This is a genomic window from Streptomyces sp. N35 (assembly GCF_016464295.1).
GTDB lineage: Bacteria > Actinomycetota > Actinomycetes > Streptomycetales > Streptomycetaceae > Streptomyces.
This window is the reverse complement of sequence record NZ_JAEIMH010000019.1, coordinates 81248-105186: the sequence shown is the minus strand read 5'-3', so window position 1 is coordinate 105186 and position 23939 is coordinate 81248. Positions and strand designations below refer to the sequence as shown.

General features: G+C 71.0%; 23 protein-coding genes. 10 read left to right on the top strand and 13 right to left on the bottom strand.

The window, feature by feature from the left end; all coding sequences use genetic code 11:
- Positions 1–93: 93 nt before the first annotated feature.
- On the bottom strand, positions 94–675 hold the full coding sequence (locus JAO81_RS13445) for a peptidoglycan-binding protein (protein WP_199548055.1): 582 nt from the start codon (positions 673–675) through the stop codon (positions 94–96).
- 415 nt (positions 676–1090) lie between these two features.
- On the opposite strand from JAO81_RS13445, the gene JAO81_RS13440 reads away from it, so the two are divergent.
- From JAO81_RS13440 to JAO81_RS13430, 3 genes are all read left to right on the top strand, one after another.
- A complete protein-coding gene (locus JAO81_RS13440; protein ID WP_199548054.1) occupies positions 1091–2704 on the top strand; it encodes a penicillin-binding transpeptidase domain-containing protein in 1614 nt (537 codons plus the stop codon).
- 162 nt (positions 2705–2866) lie between these two features.
- Positions 2867–4576, top strand: coding sequence for a penicillin-binding transpeptidase domain-containing protein (locus JAO81_RS13435; protein ID WP_199548067.1), 1710 nt, complete (start codon positions 2867–2869; stop codon positions 4574–4576).
- Positions 4577–4689: 113 nt separating this feature from the next.
- Positions 4690–5157 (top strand): SAM-dependent methyltransferase, encoded by a 468-nt coding sequence (locus tag JAO81_RS13430; RefSeq protein WP_199548053.1) that lies wholly within the window; start codon positions 4690–4692, stop codon positions 5155–5157.
- 12 nt (positions 5158–5169) lie between these two features.
- Here JAO81_RS13430 and JAO81_RS13425 read toward each other — a convergent pair whose 3' ends face one another.
- The 6 genes from JAO81_RS13425 to JAO81_RS13400 form a co-directional block, all read right to left on the bottom strand.
- Positions 5170–6015 carry a DMT family transporter gene (locus JAO81_RS13425; RefSeq protein WP_199548052.1) on the bottom strand — a complete coding sequence of 282 codons (846 nt, stop codon included), beginning with the start codon at positions 6013–6015 and terminating at the stop codon, positions 5170–5172.
- The gene (locus tag JAO81_RS13420; protein ID WP_199548051.1) at positions 6012–6512 is read right to left on the bottom strand and encodes a YbaK/EbsC family protein; all 501 of its coding nucleotides are present in this window, start codon (positions 6510–6512) and stop codon (positions 6012–6014) included. The genes JAO81_RS13425 and JAO81_RS13420 overlap by 4 nt, the downstream gene beginning before the upstream one ends.
- A gap of 46 nt (positions 6513–6558) precedes the next feature.
- Complete coding sequence (locus tag JAO81_RS13415; RefSeq protein WP_307813340.1) at positions 6559–7731, bottom strand: serine hydrolase domain-containing protein; 1173 nt, start codon at positions 7729–7731, stop codon at positions 6559–6561.
- 181 nt (positions 7732–7912) lie between these two features.
- The gene (locus JAO81_RS13410; RefSeq protein WP_199548049.1) at positions 7913–8695 is read right to left on the bottom strand and encodes an energy-coupling factor ABC transporter ATP-binding protein; all 783 of its coding nucleotides are present in this window, start codon (positions 8693–8695) and stop codon (positions 7913–7915) included.
- Positions 8683–9444, bottom strand: a complete 762-nt coding sequence (cbiQ, locus tag JAO81_RS13405; RefSeq protein WP_199548048.1) for a cobalt ECF transporter T component CbiQ — start codon at positions 9442–9444, stop codon at positions 8683–8685. The genes JAO81_RS13410 and cbiQ overlap by 13 nt, the downstream gene beginning before the upstream one ends.
- A gap of 1 nt (position 9445) precedes the next feature.
- Positions 9446–10504 (bottom strand): energy-coupling factor ABC transporter permease, encoded by a 1059-nt coding sequence (locus tag JAO81_RS13400; protein ID WP_199548047.1) that lies wholly within the window; start codon positions 10502–10504, stop codon positions 9446–9448.
- Between the two features lie 251 nt (positions 10505–10755).
- Between JAO81_RS13400 and JAO81_RS13395 the strand changes: the two genes are divergently transcribed.
- The 3 genes from JAO81_RS13395 to JAO81_RS13385 all read left to right on the top strand — a co-directional run bounded on the left by JAO81_RS13395 (position 10756) and on the right by JAO81_RS13385 (position 14775).
- The gene (locus JAO81_RS13395) at positions 10756–11124 is read left to right on the top strand and encodes an SsgA family sporulation/cell division regulator (RefSeq protein WP_199548046.1); all 369 of its coding nucleotides are present in this window, start codon (positions 10756–10758) and stop codon (positions 11122–11124) included.
- 42 nt (positions 11125–11166) lie between these two features.
- Positions 11167–14415, top strand: coding sequence for a S41 family peptidase (locus tag JAO81_RS13390; RefSeq protein WP_199548045.1), 3249 nt, complete (start codon positions 11167–11169; stop codon positions 14413–14415).
- 132 nt (positions 14416–14547) lie between these two features.
- The gene (locus JAO81_RS13385; RefSeq protein ID WP_199548044.1) at positions 14548–14775 is read left to right on the top strand and encodes a hypothetical protein; all 228 of its coding nucleotides are present in this window, start codon (positions 14548–14550) and stop codon (positions 14773–14775) included.
- A gap of 188 nt (positions 14776–14963) precedes the next feature.
- Here JAO81_RS13385 and JAO81_RS13380 read toward each other — a convergent pair whose 3' ends face one another.
- From JAO81_RS13380 to JAO81_RS13370, 3 genes are read right to left on the bottom strand one after another with little or no spacing between them, the layout of a single operon-like run.
- On the bottom strand, positions 14964–15842 hold the full coding sequence (locus JAO81_RS13380) for an SDR family oxidoreductase (RefSeq protein WP_199548043.1): 879 nt from the start codon (positions 15840–15842) through the stop codon (positions 14964–14966).
- Positions 15839–16786 carry an alpha/beta fold hydrolase gene (locus tag JAO81_RS13375; protein WP_199548042.1) on the bottom strand — a complete coding sequence of 316 codons (948 nt, stop codon included), beginning with the start codon at positions 16784–16786 and terminating at the stop codon, positions 15839–15841. Before JAO81_RS13375 ends, JAO81_RS13380 begins: the two co-directional genes overlap by 4 nt.
- Positions 16783–18321, bottom strand: a complete 1539-nt coding sequence (locus JAO81_RS13370) for an NAD(P)/FAD-dependent oxidoreductase (protein ID WP_199548041.1) — start codon at positions 18319–18321, stop codon at positions 16783–16785. The genes JAO81_RS13375 and JAO81_RS13370 overlap by 4 nt, the downstream gene beginning before the upstream one ends.
- Positions 18322–18515: 194 nt before the next feature.
- Here JAO81_RS13370 and JAO81_RS13365 point away from each other — a divergent pair, with 194 nt between their 5' ends.
- The 3 genes from JAO81_RS13365 (at position 18516) to JAO81_RS13355 (ending at position 20714) form a co-directional block, all read left to right on the top strand.
- Positions 18516–19136 (top strand): MerR family transcriptional regulator, encoded by a 621-nt coding sequence (locus JAO81_RS13365; protein WP_199548066.1) that lies wholly within the window; start codon positions 18516–18518, stop codon positions 19134–19136.
- Positions 19137–19225: 89 nt separating this feature from the next.
- Positions 19226–19585 carry a MerR family transcriptional regulator gene (locus JAO81_RS13360; RefSeq protein WP_199548040.1) on the top strand — a complete coding sequence of 120 codons (360 nt, stop codon included), beginning with the start codon at positions 19226–19228 and terminating at the stop codon, positions 19583–19585.
- A gap of 46 nt (positions 19586–19631) precedes the next feature.
- Positions 19632–20714 carry a zinc-binding dehydrogenase gene (locus JAO81_RS13355; protein WP_233415302.1) on the top strand — a complete coding sequence of 361 codons (1083 nt, stop codon included), beginning with the start codon at positions 19632–19634 and terminating at the stop codon, positions 20712–20714.
- Between the two features lie 24 nt (positions 20715–20738).
- On the opposite strand, the gene JAO81_RS13350 is transcribed toward JAO81_RS13355, so the two are convergent.
- The gene (locus tag JAO81_RS13350; protein ID WP_199548039.1) at positions 20739–21530 is read right to left on the bottom strand and encodes an exodeoxyribonuclease III; all 792 of its coding nucleotides are present in this window, start codon (positions 21528–21530) and stop codon (positions 20739–20741) included.
- Positions 21531–21597: 67 nt separating this feature from the next.
- On the opposite strand from JAO81_RS13350, the gene JAO81_RS13345 reads away from it, so the two are divergent.
- The gene (locus JAO81_RS13345; protein WP_199548038.1) at positions 21598–22080 is read left to right on the top strand and encodes a GNAT family N-acetyltransferase; all 483 of its coding nucleotides are present in this window, start codon (positions 21598–21600) and stop codon (positions 22078–22080) included.
- Here the strand turns inward: JAO81_RS13345 and JAO81_RS13340 are convergent.
- Positions 22059–23327 (bottom strand): HAMP domain-containing sensor histidine kinase, encoded by a 1269-nt coding sequence (locus tag JAO81_RS13340; protein ID WP_199548037.1) that lies wholly within the window; start codon positions 23325–23327, stop codon positions 22059–22061. The two genes, JAO81_RS13345 and JAO81_RS13340, sit on opposite strands and share 22 nt — an antisense overlap.
- A 6-nt stretch (positions 23328–23333) precedes the next feature.
- Entirely contained in the window at positions 23334–23810 is a 477-nt protein-coding gene (locus JAO81_RS13335; protein ID WP_199548036.1) for a hypothetical protein, read from the bottom strand.
- Between the last annotated feature and the right edge of the window lie 129 nt (positions 23811–23939).

Here is a 23939-nt window from a genome sequence, read left to right as displayed (position 1 = left end):
CGGGTGGATTCGGGGGGGGGGGGGTTGTGGTCCGACACCGGGGGGAAGCTGGGAGGGGAGAAGGCGGGCGCCGTGCCGCCCGCCTTCTCTTCGTCAGTCGCAGGTAGTGGTGCCGGACGCATAAGTGGCTGCTTGCCACGGGTAGCTGTCGTCGATCTTGAACCAGTAGATGCCGCTGGCATTGCGGTACAGGTCAAATGTGGCCCGCCCGCTGTTGTAGGTCAGGAACAGCGTCCTGTCGCGGTCTTCAAACCCGCCGCTCTTCACCAGGTAATCGTCGGCCTCGCCGAATGTGTTCGGGCCAACTCTGCCGTCGGCCTCGCCCCAGGAGTCGGCCAGATCCCAACCTGGCTGTGCCTGCAGATGCTGTGTGGCCCGTTTCGTATTGGCTCCGAAGTGGCCATCGATGTCGCCGCGGTCGAAAGCGGTTCCGTCAGTCTCCTTGACACCTTCCACCCAGAGGATTGTTTGCCACAGGCAGACAGCATTGGAGACAGAATTCTCAGTGGTGGAGAGAACTCCTTCATCACTCCAGTCTCCGCGGAACGCGTCATACCCCCGGACGTAACCATCAGAAATCTTCGCGGAAGCCGGGGACGCACTCACCGCGAGCGCGGCAGCGGCCAAGAAGGCAATCGTCACTGTGGCGCCACGAGCTGTCGTACGAAGGCTCATCTGCGTACCCCTCAGTCTGCTTCGTGTCGATCCACCGTTCGCCGCCCAGCGCACGCAGCGGGATGGAGTGCGGACGACACCCTGCAGATCAGACCTTGAAGAAACCTTGCAGAGACACCAACGCACTGCTCAGCGCCTCAGCCCCCGCGCATCCGCCGGGGCTTCCTCGTTCTCCGATCAAGGAGAAGCGTCTACGCCCGAAGGCCGGGCCGCCGATCTACACCGATCTACACCATTCCGGTGGATTCCTGGCGGGCGCGGATGTGGTTCGACACCTGGGTATAGCGATTCGAGACCTGTTGTCGCCCCGCACCGTCACAGCAAGCGCTTAAGCTGCTCTCCATAACTTCCTGAACACGTTCAACACGCCATACGGGGGAACGGGTTCAGGACTCCTGGGGAGGGGAGCGCAGCCATGCGCAATGGAGTCAAGACGGGCCTGGTCGGCGGGGTCTTCACCGTGATGGTGGGAATTGCCGGGTATGGGGCCTTCAATTTGTACAACGGGGTGACCGGGGGGTCCACGAGCGCGGATTCCGCTCCCACGGCGGGCCCGGTGACCGGCGCCGAAGTGGAGAAGACCGTCGAGGGCTTCTTCAAGAGCTGGCAGAACGGGGAAGCCGATGCGGCGGCCGAGTTCACCAACAACCCCGTGGCGGCCGGCAAGGCGCTGCACTCGTTCGCGGCCGCGGACATCACCAAGGTGAAGATCGAGCGGGGCAAGGCGAGCGGTGCCGGCGTGCCCTTCTCCGTCTCGGCCACGGTGGCGCACGAGGGGGAGTCCAAGCCCCTTGCGTACAAGAGCAAATTGACCGTCGTACGCGGGGAAACCACCGGCAGGGCGCTGGTCGACTGGCAGCCCTCCGTCGTCCATCCCCTGTTGAAGAAGGACGACACCTTCGAGGTGGGTGAGGCGGACACCCCGCAGATCGAGGCGGTCGACCGCGACGGCAAGGTGCTCGACCGCGACAAGTACCCGTCCCTCGGCCCGGTGCTCGACCAGCTGCGGGAGCGCTACGAGGACAAGGCCGGCGGCAAGCCCGGCATCGAGCTGTGGATCGAGCGCGCCGACGCGACCGCGTACAACACGACCTTGGTGACGCTGCAGAAGGGCGAGCCGGGAAAGATCAAAACAACGCTCAGCGCGAAGGTGCAGGCCGCGGCCGAGCAGGCCGTGCGGAGCAAGGCCAAGTCGTCGGTGGTGGCGATCCAGCCGAGCACCGGGCAGGTGCTCGGGGTGGCCAATCAGGAACCCGGCAACAACACCGCTTTCCTGGGACGGTTGGCGCCCGGTTCGACGATGAAGATCGTGACGGCTGCGACCTTCATCGACAACGGTGTCGCGGGGCCGGGCACCAGGATTCCCTGCCCGAATACGATCCCGTATCGCAGCCAGACCTTCGGGAATCTGCCTGGTCTCGCGCCGAACGAGAACGCCACGCTCGCCGAGAACTTCTCGCGCTCGTGCAACACCGGCTTCATCAAGGGGATCGCGCACGACAGCCTGAACGACAACTCGCTCACCCAGGAGGCGGCGAAGTTCGGCATCGGCGCCGAGTGGCAGACCGGCATTCCGTCGTACGACGGCTCGGTGCCGCCGGCCGACACCTCCGACCGGGGTGCGAACGCGATCGGTCAGGGCGTGGTTCAGATGAGCCCGCTGAACATGGCGTCCATCGTCGCCACCGTGCAGGGCGGCGGCGCCTTCCGCCAGCCGGTCATCGTCGACTCCTCGTACGGAGTGCAGCGGGCCGGTGCGAGCGGCATCTCGCCGGGCACGGCGCCCCAGCTGGCCCAGATGATGCGCACGACGGCACGGTCGGGTCCCGCGGCGACCGCCGTCGGCGGGCTCGGGGGCGACGTCGGCGCCAAGACCGGATCGGCGGAGGTCGCCGGTCAGACCAAGCCCAACAGCTGGTTCGCCGGGTTCCGCGGGGATATCGCCGTCGCGGCAGTCGTCGTCGAGGGTGGCCGCGGCGGCGAGTCGGCCGGCCCGATCGTCGCCACAGTGCGGCGCGGGGGCGCCTGACCCGCTCGCCGGGGAGGGGCGGGGCCCGGCCCCCCCCGCCCCCCGCCCATCAACCCGGACAACCACAGTCACAGAAGCCCTATAGGGTGCCCGAACAGCTAGGCACCGCAGGGCAAGGCGGAGGAACCGGTGGGCAAGCGAGGGCGCGCGGGCACGAAGGCCATGCGCAACGAGAACGGCATGGCCAAGGAGACCAAGGTCGCGCTGATCGCGGTCACGGCCGGTGCCGTGGTCGCAGGTGTGGGTATCACCGCCTACGCCCTCGTCGGCGGCGGTTCCGACGGCTCCGGCGACGAGCCGCTCACGGCCAAGGAGCTGCAGGCCAAGCCGCTGTCGGCGGCGGAGGTCGAGCAGACCACCGAGCAGTTCCTCGCCGCGTGGGCGAAGGGTGACGCCGCGGGCGCCGCCCGGCTCACCGACGACGCGGCGGCGGCGAAGGCCGCGCTCGCCTCGTACGCGAAGGACGCCCATCTGACCGGGGTGACGTTCACGCCGGGCAAGAAGGCGGGCCCCAAGGTGCCGTTCAAGGTGGCGGCCACGGTCTCGTACGAGGGAAAGTCCAAGCCCTACGCGTATGACTCCGAACTGACCGTGGTGCGGACGACGGCGGGCAAGCCGGTCGTCGACTGGCAGCCGTCCGTGGTGCACCCGGGGCTCAAGCCGGGCGACATCCTGCGCGCGGGCGAGGCGGGCACACCCCCGATCAAGGCGGTGGACCGCAACGGCGGGGAGATCACCGCGGAGAAGTACCCCTCGCTCGGCAGCGTGCTCGACGGGCTGCGCGAGAAGTTCGGTGACAAGGCGGGCGGCAGCGCGGGGATCGAGCTGCAGATCGTGCGCGCCGAGCCCGGCACGGGTCCCAAGGACACCAAGGACACCAAGGACACCAAGGGCGGGAGCGACGACGGCAAGGCGCTGCCAGACAAGACGCTCCTCACGCTCTCGAAGGGCACGCCGGGCACGGTCAAGACCACCATCAGCCCGGCCGCGCAGGCCGCCGCCGAGCGTGAGGTCGCCTCGCGCAGCCGGGCCGCGATCGTGGTGCTCAAGCCGAGCACGGGCGAGATCCTGGCGGCCGCGAACTCCAACCCGTCGGGCATGAACGTGGCTCTGCAGGGCTCGCTCGCGCCCGGCTCCACGATGAAGATCGTGACGGCCTCGATGCTCCTCGAGAAGGGCCTCGCGGGGATCGACAAGCCGCATCCGTGCCCCAAGTACTTCACGTCCGGCGGCTGGAAGTTCCAGAACGTCGAGGAGTTCGAGATCAAGGGCGGCACCTTCCGCTCCAGCTTCGCCGCGTCCTGCAACACGGCCTTCATCTCGCAGGCCGACAAGCTCGGTGACGGCGATCTGACGAAGCAGACGCAGGAGGTCTTCGGCCTCGGGCGCGGCAACTGGCAGATCGGTGTGCCGAGTTTCGACGGTGCGGTGCCGGTGCAGCAGGCCGCGCAGAAGGCGGCCTCGCTGATCGGGCAGGGCGGGGTCCGGATGAACCCGCTGAATGTCGCCTCGGTCATCGCCACCGCCAAGACCGGTGTCTTCAGGCAGCCTTACCTCGTCTCGCCCGAGGCCGACGGCCGGCAGCTGGCCACGGCCTCGCGCACGCTCGACCCGAAGGTCGCGGCGCAGCTGCGCGAACTCCTCGCGTACACCGCCACGAACGGCTCCGCGGCCGAGGCGATGGCCTCGCTCGGCGGGGACATCGGCGGCAAGACCGGCTCGGCGGAGGTCGACGGCCAGAAGAAGCCCAACGGCTGGTTCACCGGCTGGCGCGGTGACACTGCGGCGGCCGCGGTGATGCAGGAAGGCGGCCGCGGCGGCAAGTCCTCGGGGCCGCTGGTGGCCGCGGTGCTGCGGGCCGTGGGCGGATAGCGGCTGCCAAGGCCGCCCGTCCGACGGGGCGGATAGTGGCCAGGGCGCCCGTCCGACGGGACGGATAGCGGCCAGCGCGCCCGTCCGACGGGACGGGCGCCTAGCCTCGGGTCATGACGACCTTCGAGCTCACACCGGTAGGCACGGTCCGCAACGAGCGTACGGACGTCCAGAACTCCGACCACTGGGGCGCCGTCCGCTCCACGATCATCTTCGACGAGCGCTTCGGCGACGCCTGTCTGCAGGGACTCGAGGGCTTCTCCCATGTGGAGGTCCTCTTCGTCTTCGACCAGCTCCCCGAGCGCGAGGACTACCGCGAGCCCCAGCTCTACCGGGGCCGCACCGACCTGCCGCTCCTCGGTGTCTTCGCGGGCCGCGCCCCGCGCCGGCCGAACCGCATCGGCGTGACCTCCTGCGCCATCGAGTCGGTCCGCGGCCGCGAGCTGACGGTCGTCGGCCTGGACGCCGTCACGGGCACGCCGGTCATCGATGTGAAGCCGGTGATGCGGGAGTTCCTGCCCGAGAACGTCTCGCAGCCGGAGTGGGTCGGCGATGTGATGTCGGAGTACTTCAAGCCGTAGGCGGAGGAACTCCTACGCGGCGCCCAGCATCAGCCCGATCCCCACCACCATCACGCCGGCGGCGGCGATCCGGGGCAGTCCGAACCGTTCCTTGAAGAACACCGCCCCGATCGCCGCCCCCACGATGATCGACGACTCGCGCAGCGCCGCGATGGGCGCGAGCGGCGCGCGGGTCTGGGCCCACAGGACGAGGCCGTACGCGAGCACGGACAGGCCCGCGCCGAACAGGCCACGGACCGCGTACGGCCTGAGCAGGGACGGGAGTTGGCGGCCGTGGCGGATCAGCGCGTACGCCGGGATCGCGAGGCCTTCGAGGATCATCAGCCACGCGATATAGCCGAGCGGTGTGCCGGACGCGCGCACGCCCACGCCGTCGACCACCGTGTAGGCGGCGATCGACAGGCCCGTGGCGACCGCGGCGAGCAGCGCGGGCCAGTGCGGGCGGCTGCCGCGGATGCCCCACAGGGCGAGGCCCACCAGGCCCGCGCAGGCCACCGCGACGCCCGCGAGCTGCAGCCCGCCGATGCGTTCGTCGAGGAAGAGCGCCGCGACCACCGTCACCACGAGCGGTGCGCTGCCGCGCGCGATCGGGTACATCTGCCCGAAGTCGCCCAGCGTGAACGACCGCATGAGCAGGGCCTGGTACGCGATGTGCAGCAGCGCCGAGGTGATGAGCGCCCACCAGGCCCCGGCCGCGGGCAGCGGCGCGAAGCACGCGAGCACACCGCCGATGAGCGCTCCGCCGCCCGACAGGAGGGTGAACGCGAGGAGTTGGTCCTTGATGTGGTGCGCTATCGCGTTCCAGGAGGCGTGCGTGACGGCCGCCAGGACGACGGCCGCCGCGACCACCGGCGTCACGAGGCGGGGTTTTCGCGCACGTCCACCAGGGAGCCGCCGGCATACGAGATCAGGGACTTGGGGTCCATGGGGAACACCGTGTGCGGGGTGCCCGCCGCCGCCCAGACCACCGCGTGGTCGAGCAGTCCGCGGTCGGCGAGGACGCGGGTCTTCGTGCGGTGGCCGAAGGGCGGCACTCCACCGATCGCGTATCCGGTGGTCTCGCGCACGACGTCGGCGTTCGGCCGGGTGACCTTCTCGGCGCCCAACTCCCGTCGTACGAGCTCCATGTCGACCCGCGACGCCCCGTCCATCAGGACCAGGACCGGCACACTGTCCGCGGCGAAGATCAGCGACTTCACGATCTCGCTGAGCTCGCAGCCGATGGCCTCGGCGGCCTGGGCGGCGGTACGCGTGGCGTCCGGGAAGCTGCGGACCTGGGCCAGTACGTCGGTGAGGCCCAGTGCGGTGAGGGCCTCGGCGAAACGGGGATGCGCGGCGGGCTGCGATGCACTCATGGGCGCACGCTAGCGGTCGGTGTACCGGCCACGCGAGTCGGTTTCGCTACCCGGTCGTCGCCTGGGCCGCCCGGACCGCCCGCACCAGCGCCTGGGCCCGGGGATCCGCCGTGACGCCCTTGTGCAGACCGTTCGTCGTGTACCCGAAGGCGATCCCCGAGTCCGGGTCCGCGAAACCGAGCGGTCCGCCCCGGCCGGGGTGGCCGAAGGAGGACGGGCCGAGCAGCGGGGACGCGGACCCGTGCAGCATGTACCCGGGTCCGAAGCGGGTGTTGACGACCAGCGTGCGGTCGGGTCCCGCCGACTCCTCGGTACGCGCGAGCGCCACCGTGGCCGGCACGAACAGCGGCCGGTGCCCGTCGACGGGGCCGATCAGCGAGGCGTAGAACGTGGCCAGCGCGCGGGCGCCCGCCATGCCGTTCGTCGCCGGGAGTTCGGCGGCGCGGTAGGCCGGGGCGTTCTCGTCGGTGGGCGCCAGGGACGCGAAGGCCCGGCGGGTCAGGGAGCCGGGGTCCGCGTACGCCTCGGCGACGGCGCGCTTGGGGCGCAGCCGCAGCCCGTTCCCGACGGCCGGCGGCTCGACGCGCGTGACGGTGCCCGCGCGGTGCTGCTCGGCGTCGGGCAGTCCGATCCACAGGTCGATGCCGCGCGGCCCGGTGACCTGCTCGGCCAGCCACCGGCCCAGGCTGCGCCCGGTGACCCGCCGCACCAGCTCGCCGATCAACCAGCCGTACGTATGCGGGTGGTAGCCGTGGTCCGTGCCCGGTTCCCAGACCGGCGTCTGCGCCGCGACCGCGCGTGGTCCGGCCTCCGGGTCCTCGAACGGGACGGGCACATCGAGCACCGGCACGCCCGCCCGGTGCGCGAGCAGCTGCCGTACGCGGGTGCGGTCCTTGCCGGCCGCCTTGTACTCGGGCCAGTACGCGCCGACCGGGGCGTCCAGGTCCAGCTGGCCGCGCTGGTGGAGCAGCAGCGGGACGGCCGCGGCCACGCCCTTGGTCGCCGAGCGGATCAGGTGCACGCTGTCCCGCTGCCACGGCTCGGTGCCGTCGACGTCGCGCGTGCCGCCCCACAGGTCGACCACGGGCCGCCCGTCCCGGTACACGGCGACGGAGGCGCCGTGCTCACCGCGCTCGGCGAAGTTGCGTACGAAGGCGTCCCTGACGCCCTCCCAGCCCGGTTCGACCGTGCCCTGGACCTCGGCCTCGACCCCGTTCACGTGACTGGCTCCATTCCGTACCGCCCGGACCTTCCTGGACCGGCCGGTCACCATGGTGCAACGTGCACCGGTCCCGCACGATTCCGGGGGCCGACGGGATCAGGACAGGTGCTCGGGCCCCGGCCCGCACAGGACCGGCAGCGGCGCTCAGGCCCGGCCCGTACGGGACCGGCAGCGGCGCTCAGGCCCCGGCCCGCACCGACCGCGGGTCGAACCCGAAGGGCAGCTCCAGACGGTTCGCCCGCATCAGCTCCTCGTCGGCGAGCAGCTCCCCGGTCGGACCGTCCGCCGCGATGACGCCCTCGCTGAGGATCAGGGCGCGCGGGCAGAGTTCGAGTGCGTACGGGAGGTCGTGGGTGACCATGAGGACCGTGACGTCCAACGAGCGCAGGATGTCGGCCAGTTCACGCCGCGATGCGGGGTCCAGGTTGGAGGACGGCTCGTCGAGGACGAGGATCTCGGGCTCCATCGCGAGCACGGTCGCGACGGCGACACGGCGCCGCTGACCGAACGACAGATGGTGCGGCGGCCGGTCCGCGAAGCTCTCCATCCCCACCAGGGACAGGGCCTTGTGGACGCAGGCCTCGAGCTCGGCGCCGCGCAGCCCCGCCGCGGCCGGGCCGAAGGCGACGTCCTCGCGGACCGTCGGCATGAACAGCTGGTCGTCCGGGTCCTGGAACACGATCCCGACCCGGCGCCGTACCTCGGCGAAGTTCGCCTTCACCACCGGCACCCCGGCCACCTGGACCGCGCCCGCTCCCCCGCCGAGGATCCCGTTGAGATGCAGCACGAGGGTCGTCTTGCCCGCACCGTTCGGTCCGAGCAGCGCGACCCGCTCCCCGCGCCCGATGCCGAAGTCCACGCCGAACAGGGCCTGATGGCCGTCCGGGTACGCGTACGCCAGGCCGCGCACATCGAGCGAGGGCGTCTCGGACACGTTCACGGAAGCCGTCACAGGAACCATCCCAACAGACAGACGAGCAGGGCACAGACGGGCAGTGTGAGCGCGTACGACCACTGGGCGCGCGAGGCGGTCACCTCGTCGATCACGGGCATCGACCCCGCGTATCCCCGGCTGACCATGGCCAGATGAACCCGCTCGCCTCTCTCGTACGAGCGGATGAAGAGGGCGCCCGCGGTCTTGGCGAGCACGCCCCAGTGGCGCACCCCGCGCGCCTCGAAGCCCCGGGATTCGCGGGCGATCCGCATCCGGCGCAGCTCGTCGGTGATGACATCGCCGTACCGGATCATGAAGGACATGATCTGCACGAGCAGCGGCGGGAGCTTCAACCGCTGCAGGCCGAGCAGGAGTTCGCGCAGTTCGGTGGTGGAGGCGAGGATCACGGAGGCGGCGACGCCGAGCGTTCCCTTGGCGAGCACGTTCCAGGCGCCCCACAGGCCGCTGACGCTCAGCGAGAGACCGGCGACCTCGACCCGCTCGCCCTGCGCGACGAACGGCAGCAGCACCGCGAAGGCCACGAACGGCACCTCGATGAGCAGCCGCTTCAGCAGGAAGCCGGCCGGGATACGGGCCGCGTACGCGACGACGCCGATCAGGGCCGCGTACAGCCCGAAGGCCCAGACGGCTTCGCGCGGGGTCGAGACGACCACCACGACGAAGGCGAAGACGGCGGCGAGCTTGCAGTGCGGCGGCAGCGCGTGCACGGGCGAGTGCCCGTGCCGGTAGAGCTTGTGCGCGTGGCCCGCGCCCACGTCAGACCTGTTCCGGCGTACGGGACGCCGAGGCCCCGGCCCCCGAGGTGCGCCGCTTGCGGACGACCACGAAGACGCCCGTGCCCACGAGCGCCGTGGCACCGACACCGATCACGCCCGCGAGGCCGCCCGAAAGCCGTGCGTCGTCCACGTCCTTGACGCCGTAGTCGGCGAGCGGCGAGTCGGCGCTCGCGTGCTCGCGGCCCTCCGCGCCCTTGTCGAAGCCCTTGTCGGCGGCGACCTTCTCCAGGCCGTCGGGGTCGGCGGAGGCGTAGAAGGAGACGAAACCCGCGAGGATCAGGGAGGCGACGAGGCCGCCGATCCACACCTTGCGCGGGGAGCGGACGGGGCCTTGGACGACGGTGGGCTCGGCGTCGACCAGTTCGCCGCCGACGCGCAGCTTGAGCGGGGCGGTCAGTCCGCGCGCACCGTGCACCAGGTCGGGCCGCACCGCGATCACGGCGCCGACGGTCGCGGCGGTGATCGCGGCCTCACCGATGCCGATCAGCGTGTGCACGCCGACCATGGCCGTGAAGACGGTGCCGAGCGGCACATCGGTGGTCCCGCCGACCGCGTAGACGAGGACGAACGCGGCGGCCGCGGCCGGCACCGAGACCAGCGCGGCGACGAAGGAGGCGACGGTGACGGAGCGGCGCTTCTTCGGGAGCACCTTCAGCAGCCCGCGGAAGAGCGCGTAGGCGACGACGGCGGTGACCACACCCATGACCGTGATGTTCACGCCGAGCGCTGTCAGACCGCCGTCCGCGAAGAGCACACCTTGCAGGAGCAGGACCACGGCTATGCACAGCACACCCGTGAACGGTCCGACGAGGATCGCCGCGAGCGCCCCGCCCAGGAGATGCCCGCTGGTGCCGGCGGCGACGGGGAAGTTCAGCATCTGCACGGCGAAGATGAAGGCCGCGACCAGGCCCGCGAGCGGCGCGGTCCGCTCGTCGAGTTCCCGGCGCGCACCCCGCAGGGACACGGCCACCGCTCCGGCGGCGACGACCGCGGCGGCGGCCGATACGGGTGCGTTGATGAATCCGTCGGGGACATGCATGGCGGGCGCTCCCTCTGCGGGTGGTGAACCGTTCGATGATAGTGGCTTCTTGCGAATGCCTTGCAAGAGCGGCCCGGCCACAGGTAACGCCCGCAGACAGCAAGGGTTATATGCGACATAAAAGGGCATAAAGCAATAATTGCTTTGGGGTCGCGTCCGTCGGGCCGTGTGCCTCGTCTCAGTGGGCCATGTCTCGCACGTGCGTGGGCAGGCGTGACGTACGGGATGGACGAGTGTGAGGAGCGGTCTCGATGGACCAGGAGCAGCGCACCCCGGCGACGGTGGAGGTCTGCACCCGGGCCCATCTCGTCACGGACGCGGACAGCGGTGACACCCACCGCGCGGTGCGGGTCGCGCTGCGCTACTCGCCCGAGAGCGAGGTCCGGATCGTGGTCCTGAACGAGGACGCTCCCGGCTGGTCGCTGCCCCGCGAGGTCCTGGAACAGGGCATGACCGCCCCCGCGGGCAGCGGGACCGCCCGGGTCTGGCCGTGCGGCCGGGTCGCGACGGTGGTGGAGTTCCACACGGCGCAGGGGGTCGCGGTGCTCCAGTTCGACAGCGCGCGCCTGACGCGGTTTCTGAGCAGGACGCAGACGACGCCCACTCCCGTCGGGCACTGACTCCGAGTTGCCGGGCCCCGTTCAGCGGAAAAGCATGAGTAGGTGAGCGACTCTGCTGCGTATCTCCGTTTCCCGCACCTCCACGGCAGTCTCCTGTGCTTCGCCGCCGAGGACGATCTCTGGCTGAGCCCCATCACGCCCGAGGGTGCGGTCCCCGAGCGGGCCTGGCGCCTGACCGTGGACCGCACCCGGGTCAGCCACCCGCGCTTCTCGCCGGACGGTACGCGGATCGCGTACACGACCTGGCGCAGCCTCGACCCCGAGATCCATGTGGTGCCGGTCGCGGGCGGGCCCGCGCAGCGCCTCACGTACTGGGGGAACACCGACACCCGGGTGTGCGGCTGGTCGCCTGACGGGGACATCCTGGCGGTGGCCAGCCACGGCCAGCCCTTCTCGTATTTCTCCTGGGCCTACACCGTGCCCACCGACGGCTCCCCCGGCGGCAAGATGCCCTGGGGTCCGGTCAACGACATCGCGGTCAGCGTCATGGACGACCAGCAGCAGACGCTGCTGCTCACCGGGAAACCGCCGCACGAACCGGCCGCCTGGAAGCGCTACCGGGGCGGCGCCACGGGCCGGCTCTGGCTGCACGGCAAGCGGCTGCTCGAAGACCTGGGCGGGCATATCGCCTCGCCGATGTTCGTCCGCGACCGGATCGCGTTCCTTTCCGACCACGAGGGTGTCGGCAACCTCTACTCCTGCACGCCCGACGGCACGGATCTGCGGCGGCACACCGACCACGACGAGTTCTACGCCCGGCACGCCTCGAGCGACGGCGAGCGGGTCGTCTACCAGTGCGCCGGTGACGTATGGCTCGTGGACGACCTGTCCGCGCAGGCCCGGCCGCGGCGGCTCGAGGTGCGGCTCGGCGGGCCGCGGGTGGGGCGGCGCTCGTACCAGGTGCCGGCCGCGAACCATGTCGACGGGATCTCCGTGGACACGACGGGACGCGCGAGCGCGGTGTGCATCCGCGGCTGCCTGTACTGGCTGACCCACCGCGACGGGCCGGCCCGCACCATCGTCGACACCCCGGGCGTACGGGTGCGGCTGCCGGAGATGCTGGGCACGAACGGGCAGGTCGCGTACGTCACCGATGCCGACGGCGAGGACGCCGTCGAGATCTCCTATCTGCCGCGCGCCAGCGGCGAACGCTCCCCGCGCCGCCTCGCCTCCGGTGAGGTGGGACGGGTGCAGGAACTGGTCTCGGACCCGGACGGCGAGCGGATCGCCATCGCCTCCAACGACGGACGCCTCCTCCTCATCGATGTGACCGAGGAGTCCAACGGCGAGGTCACCGAGCTGATCCGGTCCATCAACGGGCCGGTGCGCGACCTCGCCTTCTCACCGGACGGCGCCTGGCTGACCTGGTCGCATCCCGGGATCGGGCGGACGCTGCGGCAGATCAAGATGGCCCGGATCAAGGACCGTTCGATCATCGATGTCACCAACGGCCGCTTCGAGGACGAGAATCCGGTCTTCACCAGCGACGGCCGGTTCCTCGCCTTCCTGTCCTGGCGCGGCTTCGACCCGGTCTACGACGTGCACACCGGCGACCTGTCCTTCCCGCTCGGCTGCCGCCCGTATCTCGTACCGCTGTCGTCGGCGACCCCGTCGCCCTTCGCGCTGCTTCCCGACGGGCGGCCGGCCGCGGGCGGGCTCGATCCGGTCGAGGGGAACGCGGGCGACGGCACGGTGATGGTGGAGATCGAGGGCCTTCCCGACCGCGTCACGCCGTTCCCGGTGGCGGCCTCGAAGTACTCCTCGCTCGCGCCCGTGAGCGGCGGCGGCCTGGTCTGGCTGCGCTGGCCGATCTCGGGCGCCCTCGGCGAGACCTTCGCCAACCCGGACGACACCTCGGGGCAGCCCACGCTCGAATACTTCAACATCACCAAGGCGAAGAAGACCGAACTCGTCGGCGACCTCGACTGGTTCGCGCTCAGCGGCGACGGCTCCCGTCTCGTGGTCGTCGACCAGGGGGATCTGCGGGCCGTGCCCTCCACGGAGACCGGCGACAGCGACTCGACGGTCTGGATCGATCTGCGCCGTATCGTGCACGAGGTCGACCCGCCCCACGAGTGGCGCCAGGCCTATGACGAAGCCGGCCGCATCATCAAGCACCTGTTCTGGGAGCCGAAGATGTGCGGCATCGACTGGCGGGCGGTGCTCGACCAGTACCGGCCGCTCGTCGAACGCGTCGCGTCCCCGGACGAGTTCGCGGATCTTCTACGGGAGGTGCTCGGCGAACTCGGCACCTCGCACGCGTACGTCACCCCGGCCCGCCGCAACGAGGGGCCACCGCACTACCAGCGCGCGCAGGGGCTGCTCGGCGCGAACCTCGTCTGCCGGGACGGGCAGTGGGTGATCAAGCGGATCCTGCCCGGCGACAACTCCGACTCCAAGGCCCGCTCCCCGCTGGCCGGCCAGGGCCTGCGCGAAGGCGCGGTACTGAGCCATGTGAACGGCCGCCCGGTCGACCCGGTCGCGGGCCCCTATCCGCTGCTCGCGGGCACGGGCGCGACCACGGTCGAGCTGACCTTCACGCCCGCCGAGGGCGAGGGCCGCGCCCGCCGGGTCGCGGTGGTCCCGCTGGTCGACGAACGGCCGCTGCGCTACCAGGACTGGGTGGCCAAACGCCGTGAGGTCGTACGGGACCTGAGCCACGGCAGGTGCGGCTATCTGCACATCCCCGACATGGGCGGCTCGGGCTGGGCCCAGTTCAACCGCGATCTGCGCATGGAGGTCTCGCGGCCCGCGCTGATCGTGGACGTGCGCGGCAACGCGGGCGGCCACATCAGCGAGCTCGTCGTCGAGAAGCTCACCCGCTCGATCCTCGGCTGGGACCTGACCCGCGACGCCCAGCCGGTCTCGTATGCCTCCAGTGCCCCACGCGGCCCGATCGTGGCGCTCGCGGACGAGGCGACCTCGTCCGACGGCGACATGATCACGGCGGCGTTCAAACTGCTCGGGCTCGGCCCGGTGGTCGGCCAGCGGACCTGGGGCGGCGTGGTCGGCATGACCGGGCGGCACAAGCTGGGCGACGGCACGGTCATCACGGTGCCGATGAACGCGGCCTGGTTCGACGAGTACGGCTGGTCCGTGGAGAACCACGGCGTGGAGCCGGACGTCGAGGTGCTGCGCACGCCCCTGGACTGGGCGGAGGGCCGCCATGCCCAGCTGGACGACGCGGTGGCGATCGCCCTGGAGCTCCTGGACCAGGACCCGGCCGCCGTCCCGCCGGACTACTCCGCGGTACCGGACCGGCGCCGTCCCGAGTTGCCGCCCCGTCTGTGATGTGCCGTGGGCCCGGAGGCCTTGGGGCGCCTGGCCTGACAGAGCGTGACGGAGATCGAAATGCGAGGAATGTCCGAGCGTGTAACGCTGGTCGAGGCCCAATCCCCTCACCCACCTCAGGAGTGAAATCTCATGGGCATTCAGGACCAGTTCAAGGACAAGGCGCAGGAGCTCCAGGACCGCGCGAAGGGTCTGGGACAGGAAGGCTCCGACAAGGCCAGTGAGGCCTCGGAGTCCGCCCAGGAGCAGTTCGGCCAGGCGTCGGAGCGCGGCCAGCAGGCCGCCGAGCAGGGCCGCGAGAAGGCCCAGGAAGCCGGCCAGGCCATGCAGGACAAGTTCGACCAGGACTACGACAGCTGACCGGTCCTGAACACTGAGCGCACCGCACACTGCGCACCGAGGGGGGACCCCCGCCCCCCGGCGCGCCCCCCCGGGGTGTCCCGCGGCCCCGGCCCCCGGGCCCCCCCCCCCCCGGCCCCCGGGGGGCCCCCCCGGACCCCGGGGTCCCCCCTCGGGTTTTGCCGCGGGTCATCCCCCGCTACATCGGCTCACGCTTCACTGCGGGCCTTCTCATCCGCGGCCCCGCCTGCCCCGACAAGCCCCCGCTTCGCATCCCCGAGCCGGCCCTCGAACCGCTTCATCTCGCGTGCCCCCACCGTCCCGATCACCGACGGCAGGTATCCGCGGATGGACTGCATCCCGCGCAGCCACCACTGCCCGTACACATGCGCCGAGCGCCGCTCGATCCCCGCCACGATCCGGTCCACGGCAGGACCCAGCGGATACGTCTTGTTGGACGGCCACGGCAGCCGCGACCTCAACTCCCGCATCACATCGTCCTCGTCCGCACCGCGCACCATGTCGGTGTCCGTCCACGACAGGTATCCGACACCGACCTTCACGCCCTTGTAGCCGACCTCGGCCCGCACACTGTGCGCGAAGGCCTCCACCCCGGACTTGGACGCGCAGTACGCGGACATCATCGGCGCGGGCGTGATCGCCGCGAGCGAGGCGATCTGCAGGAAGTAGCCGCGCGACTCCATCAGGACGGGCAGAAACGCCTGCCCGGTCACGGCCGACCCGATCAGATTGACCTCGATCACCCGCCGCCACGCCGCCATGTCCGCGTCGACGAGCGGACCGCCCGCCGCCACGCCGGCGTTGGCGACCACGATGTCCACCTTGCCGAAGCGCTCCTTCACCTCCTGGGCGACGCGCGCCATCGCCTCGTGGTCGGTGATGTCGGCGTGCCAGTAGTCCGCTTCGGTGTGCAGCCGCGAGCAGACCTCCTTGAGCAGCTCGGGCTCGAGCCCGACCAGGGCGACCTTCGCGCCGCGCGCGGAGAGCTTGCGGGCGAGGAGTTCCCCGACGCCGCGCGCCGCTCCGGTGACGACGGCGACCTGTCCTTCGAGGGCTACCTTGCTCATGCCCCCTCCTTCACTTCGGCGTGGGTGGTGCGTGCAAGGGCGTGGGCGGCGACGAGCCGGCGTATCTGCGCGGTGACCAGGTCAGGTGCCTCCACGGGCGTCATATGGCCGATCCCCGGCAGCCGGGCGAAGTCCACACAGTCGGGCAGCGCCGCCGCGATGGCCTCCGCGGCCTCGGGCGGGGTCATCCGGTCGGCCGTCCCCACGATCACCGCGGTGGGAACGGTGAGCTTGGCGACGTTCGCCTCGATGTCCAGAGCGGCGAGCACGCGTCCCCACCCCTGGCGCACCCTGCGCGGGCAGGCGTGCACGATCCGGGTGCAGGCGTCGGTCTTCACGGCCGAGGAGCCGGGGCCCATCGTCGCGTACCGCATGATCCGGCGGGCGAGCGGAGTGACGGGCCCGAGCGGCGCGGCGGAGTGCAGCAGCCCGCGGGTCAGGCGGGTGCGCAGCCGGCCCGCCCGCAGCGGGATCACCTTGGACAGGGCGGCGAGGCGCACCGTGCCCGTACTGCACAGGAGCACCGCGGCCGCGTGCTCGGCGACCTTGGGCCGCCCGGCCGCCGCCATCAGCGTCATGCCACCCATGGAGTGCCCGACGAGCACGGCCTGTTCACCGGGTTCGAGCGCGGTGGCGAGCACCGCTTCGAGGTCGTCGACGAGCGCGCCCACGCTGTAGCCGGTGGGCCCCGCGGGCGCCGGTGAGCGTCCGTGGCCGCGCTGGTCGTACGCGATGACGCGGTGATCGCGCGCCAACTCCCGTATCTGCGCGGCCCAGAAGGCCGTCGAACAGGTCCAGCCGTGCACGAGCACCACGGCCGGAGCACCGTCCGGGCCGTGCACCTCGACATGCAGCCGGGAGCCGTCGGTCGATACGGCGGCCAGTTCACGGGCGGCGACGGGCGGGGCGTAGGGCCCGGAGGTCACATGCATCAGTCTGCTCACGCGCCGACCTTTTCCGTACGGGGCTTCGACGTGGTCTCCGCCGGCTTCGGCGGCCTCACGACTTCGTACTCGGCGAGGTCGACCCGCCGCGTGGCGGACCGGAACTCGGTGGTGGTGCCGGGCCAGACGGTGGTGTTGACCCCGTTCTCGTCCAGGTACCAGCTGTTGCAGCCACCCGTGTTCCACACGGTCCGCTTCATCCGGTCCTGCACACGCCGGTTCCAGGCGTTCACGGCGGACGGACGGGCGGCGAGCGCGACGCGGCCGCCCAGAGTGTCCAACTGCCGTACGTAATCGGCCATGTAGTTCAGCTGGGACTCGATCATCAGGATCATCGAGGAGTTCCCGAGCCCGGTGTTGGGCCCGATGATCGTCATCCAGTTGGGGAAGCCGGCCGCGGTCGCGCCGCGCAGCGACTTCATCCCGTCCTTCCAGCTCTCACCGAGCGTCTGCCCGTCCACCCCGGTCACCCGGTCCGCGATCGGCATGTCGGTGACGTGGAAGCCGGTGCCGAAGACGATCGCGTCGACCTCGGTCTCGGTGCCGTCGGCGGCGACGAGGGTGTTGCCCCGTATCTCCGCGAGCCCACTGGCCACGAGGTCCACATTGGGCTGCGCGAGCGCCGGGTAGTACGTGTTGGAGAGCAGGATCCGCTTGCAGCCGATCCGGTACGTGGGCGTGAGCTTCTCGCGCAGCACCGGGTCCTTGATCGCCCGGTACATGTTGCGCTTGGCCAGCGACTCGATGAGACCCAGCTCATCGGGCCGCTTCGTGAACGCCTGGACCTGCAACTCCCGTATGCCCCACAGGAGTCCGCGCCTGGCCTTGGACGTGAAGGGAAGCTGCCGGTGCAGCCAGCGCTCGGCGCCGCTGATGGCGCGGTCCGCGCGCGGCAGGACCCACGGCGGGGTGCGCTGGAACAGCGTGAGCCGCCGCACCTCCTTCTGGATCTCCGGCACGATCTGGATCGCGGACGCCCCGGTCCCGATCATCGCGACCCGCTTGCCGCGCAGGTCGTAGTCGTGGTCCCACTGCGCGGAGTGGAAGATCTTGCCCTCGAAGGTGTCGATGCCCGCGATGTCCGGGATCTTGGGGTCGGAGAGCGGTCCGGTGGCGGAGACGACCACATCGGCCGTCAGCGTGCCGCTGCTCGTCTCCACCTCCCAGCGCAGCCGCTCGGCGTCCCACCGCATGTGCTTGACCTCGGAGTCGAGGCGGATGTGCGGCCGCAGACCGAAGGTGTCGGCGACATGCTCCAGATACGCCCGGATGTGCTCCTGGCCCGAAAAGGTGCGCGGCCACTCGGGGTTGGGTGCGAAGGAGAACGAGTACAGATGGCTCGGCACATCGCACGCGCAGCCCGGATAGCTGTTGTCCCGCCAGGTCCCGCCGACGCGGCCGGCCCGCTCCAGAACCACGAAGTCCGTGACGCCCTCACGGCGCAGCCGCACGGCGGCCCCGAGCCCGCCGAAGCCGGATCCGATCACCGCCACCCGTACATGCTCGTGTTCGTGCTCACCTTGACGCCCGGCCATGCAGCCCGCCTCCCGAAGTACACGACTGTGCCAGTAACTACTGGCATAGTGGGGAGAGTAGAGCAGCTCCGTACTCATGGGTAGGGGCTGAGAGGGATAAGTTACCGGCGGTACAACATAGGGTGCTTGACGTGGCGGAGAAGGCTAACGATCCGAAGGCGCACAGCGGTCGGGCGGCGGTCCGCGAGTACCGCATGACGGAACTCGCCGAAGCGGCCGGCATCACCGTGCGCACCCTGCGCTTCTACCGCGAGCGCGGACTGATCCCGCCACCGCGCCGCGAAGGGCGCCTTGCCTGGTACGACGAGCACCATCTGGCCCGGCTGCACACCATCGCGGCGATGCTGGAGCGCGGCCACACCCTGTCGGTCATCGCGGAGTTGAACGAGGCCCTGGAGTCCGGCCGCGACGTCGGCGAGATCCTCGGCATCCAGCCGACCGAGGAGACCCCGGTCCGGCTCAGCCCCGAGGAACTGGCCGACGCGTTCGCCGGCGAGGTCACCCCCGAGAACCTCGCCGCCGCCCTCGACCTCGGCTATCTCGCCCCCGACGGCGACGAGATCGTCCACATCAGCCGCCGCCTCCTGGACGCCTCGACCGCGCTCGTACGCGCCGGGGTACCGCTCGCGGAGGTCATGCAGGCGGGCGCCCGGGTGCGCGAACACGCGGACGCCCTGGCCGAGTTGTTCCTCACCACGATCCGTACGTACACCCAGGACGAGAACATGGAAAAGCTCCGCCCGCTGGCGAAGGCCGTGGTGGAGGCGGAGCTTTCACTGGCCCTGGACCGGCGCTTGGCGGCGGAGGAGGGCTAGCGGGGCTGGTCGGGGGAGAGCGGGGCCGGTGAGGGAAGGGCGGGGCCGGCGGGGGAAGAGCGGGCAGCTCACGCGCGTTGCAGCGGAGCATGAGGATCGGTGAGGCCGCCAGGGTCAGCGGTGTGAGCGCCAGATCGCTGCGGCATTACGAGGACGAGGGACTGATCGTCCCGGGGCGCCACGGAAACGGATACCGCGACTACTGCCGCTCCACGCTCGACCGCGTCGGCACCATCCGCTCGCTCCTGGAGTCCGGGCTGCCCGTGCGGCTCATCCGGGAGGTGCTGCCACCGTCCGGCACGGACGCGAGCGGGGCGGACGCGGAGTTCCTGCGCGAAGTGGAGCGCTATCGCGACCGTGTCGCCGCGCGGATCGCCGGACTCGTCGAGCAGCAGGAAGCCCTCGACGCGTACCTCCGCCAGGCCGCCGCCCGTCCGGGCCCTCGCTGAGCGGGACTTGACCTTGCCACCTGCGTGAGGCTCGTACGTTCCCGGCATGAAGAACATGAAGAGCGCGGAAGGCACGGAAAGCACCGAGAGCCCGGAGAGCACCGAGAGTCCGGAGAGCACCGAGAGTCCGGAGAGCACCGAGCACCTCACCCAGCGACGCCTCGTCCAGACCTCGCACCGCGGACCACAAGACCTGACTCTGCTCACGGACCAGCCGCTCCCCGCCCCGGGCCCCGGCGAGTATCTGATCCGCGTGGGCGCCGCGGGCGTGAACTTCGCGGACGTGATGCAGACGCACGGCACCTATGCCGGCGGCCCCGAGGCCCCCTATGCGGCCGGCTTCGAAGCCGCGGGCGAGATCCTGGCAGCGGGGCCGGACATCGAGCACCCACTTCCGCCCGGCACCCATGTCGTCGGCACCGGACCGGGCGCCTTCGCCCGGTACATGACGATGCCGGCCGCGCAGGCCCTGCCCGTGCCCGCCGGCTGGTCCGACGCGCAGTCGCTCGGCCTGGTGCTCAACTGGGCCACCGCCCTTGCGGCGTTGAAGCCGCTGGGCCGGATCGAGAAGGACGAGACGGTCCTGATCCACGCGGCGGCCGGAGGCGTGGGCCAGGCGGCCGTCCGCCTCGCCCGCCACTTCGGAGCGCGCGTGATCGCCACGGCATCACCGGGCAAGCACGCGACGCTCGAGGCACTCGGCGCCGACCACGTCCTGGACAGCGGCCGCTCCGACCTGGCGCCGGAGATCGACCGCCTGAGCGGCGGAGTCGACCTGGTCCTCGAATCGGTGGGCCGCTCCACGTTCGCTACCAGCCTGGCGGTCACCAAGCCCTTCACCGGCCGCGTCGTCGTCTACGGCGCGGCCTCCGGCGACGCGACCGTGAGCACCCACGAGCTGGTGTTCACGCACCAGGTCCAGCTGAAGGGCCTGCACATCGGCGCGCTCGCGAGCGCGGCCCCAGCCCTCTACCGCTCGCTGCTCGCCGCGCTCACCGACCTCATCGCCGAGGGCGTCTACCCACCGGGCACCCCGCGGATCCACGCCCTGTCCGACGGCAGCTCCGTACTGCGGCAGCTCGCATCAGGCCGGACCCGGGGCAAACAGGCGCTCGACCCCTGGCGTTGAGAACACAGCGCACGGCCACCGGCGTCAGCTCCCGTAGACGACCGTCACCGGCGCATGATCCGACCACCGCTCGGGATGTGTGGCGGCCCGCTCCACGAACGCCTTCACCGCCCGCTCCGCGAGCCCCGGCGTCGAGACGTGAAGGTCAATGCGCCATCCTGCATCGTTATCGAAGGCCCGCCCCCGGTACGACCACCAGCTGTAAGGCCCCTCAACCCCCGGATGCAGGGCCCGCACCACATCCACGTACTCCTCGTAGACCTGCCCGAGCCACTCGCGCTCCTCCGGCAGGAATCCGGCGCTCTTCCGGTTGGTCTTCCAGTTCTTGAGGTCCGCTTCCTGGTGGCAGATGTTCCAGTCGCCGCAGACCACGACCTCCCGCCCGTCGGCGGCGGCGCGCGTCTTGAGTTCCTTCAGATAGGCCAGGAACTCGCCCATGAAGCGGTACTTCTCGTCCTGCTTCTCGGTGCCCGCCTGCCCCGAGGGCAGATACAGACTGGCGACCGTGACGCCCGGCAGATCGATCTCGACGTAGCGCCCGCTCGCGTCGAACTCGTCCGATCCGAACCCGGTCTGCACCCGCTCGGGCGCCCGCCGCGAGTAGAGCGCGACACCGGCACGGCCCTTGGCCACGGAGGGGGCGAGGACGACGTGCCAGCCCTCGGGGGCGCGTACCTCTTCGGGGATCTGGTCGGCCTCGGCCCGCACTTCCTGCAGGCAGACGACATCGGCTTCGGTCTCCGCGAGCCACTCGGTGAAGCCCTTCTTGGCGGCGGCGCGGATGCCATTCACGTTCACGGAAGTCACAGTCAGCACCCCGGCACGATACCGGCACACTGGTCAGGACCCATCCCACCTGATGCATAGAAGTACGATGAGACGCATGAACATTCAGCCGACGCGCTACGACCACCCCGACGCGATCAAGCTCAACGACCAGGTGCAGCTGGAATACGTGGAGCGCTACGGCGACGGTGACGGCGATGCCACCCCGCTCGACGCCGGGATGTTCGTCCCGCCCGCCGGCCTCTATCTGATCGCGTACGACGAGCAGGGCCGTCCGGTCGCGACCGGCGGCTGGCGCACCCAGGACGCGAACGACCAGGGCTATGCGGACGGCGACGCCGAGCTGAAGCGGATGTATGTGGTGCCCGAGGCGCGGGGTCTGGGTCTGGCGCGGCGGATCCTGGCGCTGCTCGAGGAGGACGCGCGTGGCCGCGGGCGTACGCGCATGGTCCTGGAGACGGGGATCGAGCAGCCCGAGGCGATCGCCCTGTACGCGTCCAGCGGGTACGCGCCGTGCGCCAAGGTCGGCCACTACCGCTTCCATGACAGCAGCCGCTGCTACGACAAGCCGCTGTCCTGATCCCGGGCGGCGTCCCGGGCTGCGTCCCTGGCGGCGTCCTCGGCGACGACGGCACTGCGCAGATCCAGTACGGCCAGGGCGCCCGAGTCCGGGAGGTTCGCGAACCGCAGCCGCGCGCCGAGCACTTGGGCCTGGCCCAGCGCGATGGTGAGCCCGAGGCCGAGGCCCGTCTCACGCGCTCCGGTGCGAAAGCGCTGGGGCCCGGCCCGCAGGATCTGCTCGGGGAACCCGGGGCCGCTGTCGTACACGCGGAGCACTCCGCTCTCGGCTTCGACGCGTACGGGCGCGGAGCCGTGCCGCAGTGCGTTGCTGACGAGGTTGGCGACGATGCGTTCGAAGCGCCGGGGGTCGGTCTCGACCTCGGCGTCGCGCACGACGACGACCTCGACTCCGTCGGCGGGCCCGGCCACGGTCCGTACGGCCTTGCGCACCAGGTCGCCCCAGGCGAGCGGCTCGGTCTCGGCGGTCTCGCTCGACGCGTCGAGCCGTGCCACCTCGATGACGTCGTCGACGAGTTCCCGCAGTCGCTGCGCGCTGCCCTGGACAAGCTCGGAGGGCCGGCCGGGCGGCAGCAGTCCCGCGGAGGTGACCATGCCGGCGACGGGGGTGCGCAGTTCGTGCGCGATGTTCGCGGTCACTTCGCGCTCGGCCTGGATCCGGCGTGCGAGGGCGTCGGCCATGGTGTTGACGGCGGTGGTGAGTTTGGCGACCTCGTCCTTGCCGCGGGGTTCGAGGCGTGCGGTGAGGTCGCCGTCCGCGATGCGCTGCGCGGTGTCGGCGGAGGCGGTGAGCCGTCTGCCGAGCCGGGTCGCGACGGCGAGCCCGGCCAGGCCGCCGAGCGCGGTGCCGATGGCTCCGGAGATCCAGAGCACCCGGTCCAGATCGCGCAGGGTCCGGGTCTCCCTGTCGTACGAGCGCCTCAACGCGACGACGGCGTTCCCTTGTTTGCTGGCCGCCCACAGCAGCGGCGGCCCCTTGACGTCACGGTCGAGGTAGACGCCCCATCTCCCCTCCTCGACGGCCTTGCCGAGCGGTTCGGGCAGATCGGGCGGGTTGATCAGGGAGTTGCCGCCGTCGACGCCCGCCGCGTGGTCCTGTACGGCGGTCTGCAGCCGGTCGCCGATCTGCTGGACGGCGGCGTCGTACTGTGCGCCCACCGTCTGGTGGTGCACGAGGACGCCGATCACGACGGCCACCAGGGCGGCCGTGCCCGCGATCGCGGCACCGATCTTCGTACGCAGTCCCATGGGCGCTCAGTACACCGGGACGGTGAGCCGGATCGCCTGCAGCTGCACCTTCACGGCCTCGGGCGGCAGCTTCGCGGGATCGTCGGGCACGACGCTGGCGCGCCGGTAGTAGGCGACGCGCTCCTGCTGCTGCAGCCCGCTGAGCGTGACGGTCACGTCGTACAGCTCCTTCTCGCACCCCGGCAGACACCAGGCCCCGCCCAGTTTCCCGGTGGCCACGGCGGTGGAGCCGCCCCAGCTGCTCCACTTGAGGTCGCTGACGGTGACCAGTTCGCTCAGGCCCACGGAGGTCGGCCGGCGCAGAGGTTGCCCCATGGCGTCGGCGACGTACACCGGACCCTTCTGCGGCGAAGGCGATATCGCGGGCCCCTGTACGTGCAGTCCGTCCGGCCGGCCGCAGGCCATGAGCAGCGCGACACCGCATGCGGCGACGGCCGCACTCAGGACACGCAGCACACGACGAGACCGGACAACAGTGGACATACCAACCAAGTATCCACGCCATCCGCCGGAGCGGCGGTGACACAGATCGCAGCCCCCGCCGCCGCGGCCCCGAGCCCCCCCCGGCGGCTTCCCGCGGGGGGCTCGGCAGGGTGGCGGTGCTTCTCCCCC

Bases quoted from the DNA above. Each gene is read 5' to 3' on its own strand.
- JAO81_RS13355 (WP_233415302.1), top strand. From the start codon at position 19,632: ATGAAGAACATGAAGAGCGCGGAAGGCACGGAAAGCACCGAGAGCCCG.
- JAO81_RS13365 (WP_199548066.1), top strand. From the start codon at position 18,516: ATGACGGAACTCGCCGAAGCGGCCGGCATCACCGTGCGCACCCTGCGC.
- JAO81_RS13345 (WP_199548038.1), top strand. From the start codon at position 21,598: ATGAACATTCAGCCGACGCGCTACGACCACCCCGACGCGATCAAGCTC.
- JAO81_RS13445 (WP_199548055.1), bottom strand. From the start codon at position 675: ATGAGCCTTCGTACGACAGCTCGTGGCGCCACAGTGACGATTGCCTTC.
- JAO81_RS13420 (WP_199548051.1), bottom strand. From the start codon at position 6,512: ATGAGTGCATCGCAGCCCGCCGCGCATCCCCGTTTCGCCGAGGCCCTC.
- JAO81_RS13380 (WP_199548043.1), bottom strand. From the start codon at position 15,842: ATGAGCAAGGTAGCCCTCGAAGGACAGGTCGCCGTCGTCACCGGAGCG.
- JAO81_RS13440 (WP_199548054.1), top strand. From the start codon at position 1,091: ATGCGCAATGGAGTCAAGACGGGCCTGGTCGGCGGGGTCTTCACCGTG.
- JAO81_RS13410 (WP_199548049.1), bottom strand. From the start codon at position 8,695: ATGGTTCCTGTGACGGCTTCCGTGAACGTGTCCGAGACGCCCTCGCTC.
- JAO81_RS13395 (WP_199548046.1), top strand. From the start codon at position 10,756: ATGGACCAGGAGCAGCGCACCCCGGCGACGGTGGAGGTCTGCACCCGG.
- JAO81_RS13435 (WP_199548067.1), top strand. From the start codon at position 2,867: ATGCGCAACGAGAACGGCATGGCCAAGGAGACCAAGGTCGCGCTGATC.
- JAO81_RS13340 (WP_199548037.1), bottom strand. From the start codon at position 23,327: ATGGGACTGCGTACGAAGATCGGTGCCGCGATCGCGGGCACGGCCGCC.
- JAO81_RS13385 (WP_199548044.1), top strand. From the start codon at position 14,548: ATGGGCATTCAGGACCAGTTCAAGGACAAGGCGCAGGAGCTCCAGGAC.
- JAO81_RS13430 (WP_199548053.1), top strand. From the start codon at position 4,690: ATGACGACCTTCGAGCTCACACCGGTAGGCACGGTCCGCAACGAGCGT.
- JAO81_RS13400 (WP_199548047.1), bottom strand. From the start codon at position 10,504: ATGCATGTCCCCGACGGATTCATCAACGCACCCGTATCGGCCGCCGCC.
- JAO81_RS13370 (WP_199548041.1), bottom strand. From the start codon at position 18,321: ATGGCCGGGCGTCAAGGTGAGCACGAACACGAGCATGTACGGGTGGCG.
- JAO81_RS13335 (WP_199548036.1), bottom strand. From the start codon at position 23,810: ATGTCCACTGTTGTCCGGTCTCGTCGTGTGCTGCGTGTCCTGAGTGCG.
- JAO81_RS13360 (WP_199548040.1), top strand. From the start codon at position 19,226: ATGAGGATCGGTGAGGCCGCCAGGGTCAGCGGTGTGAGCGCCAGATCG.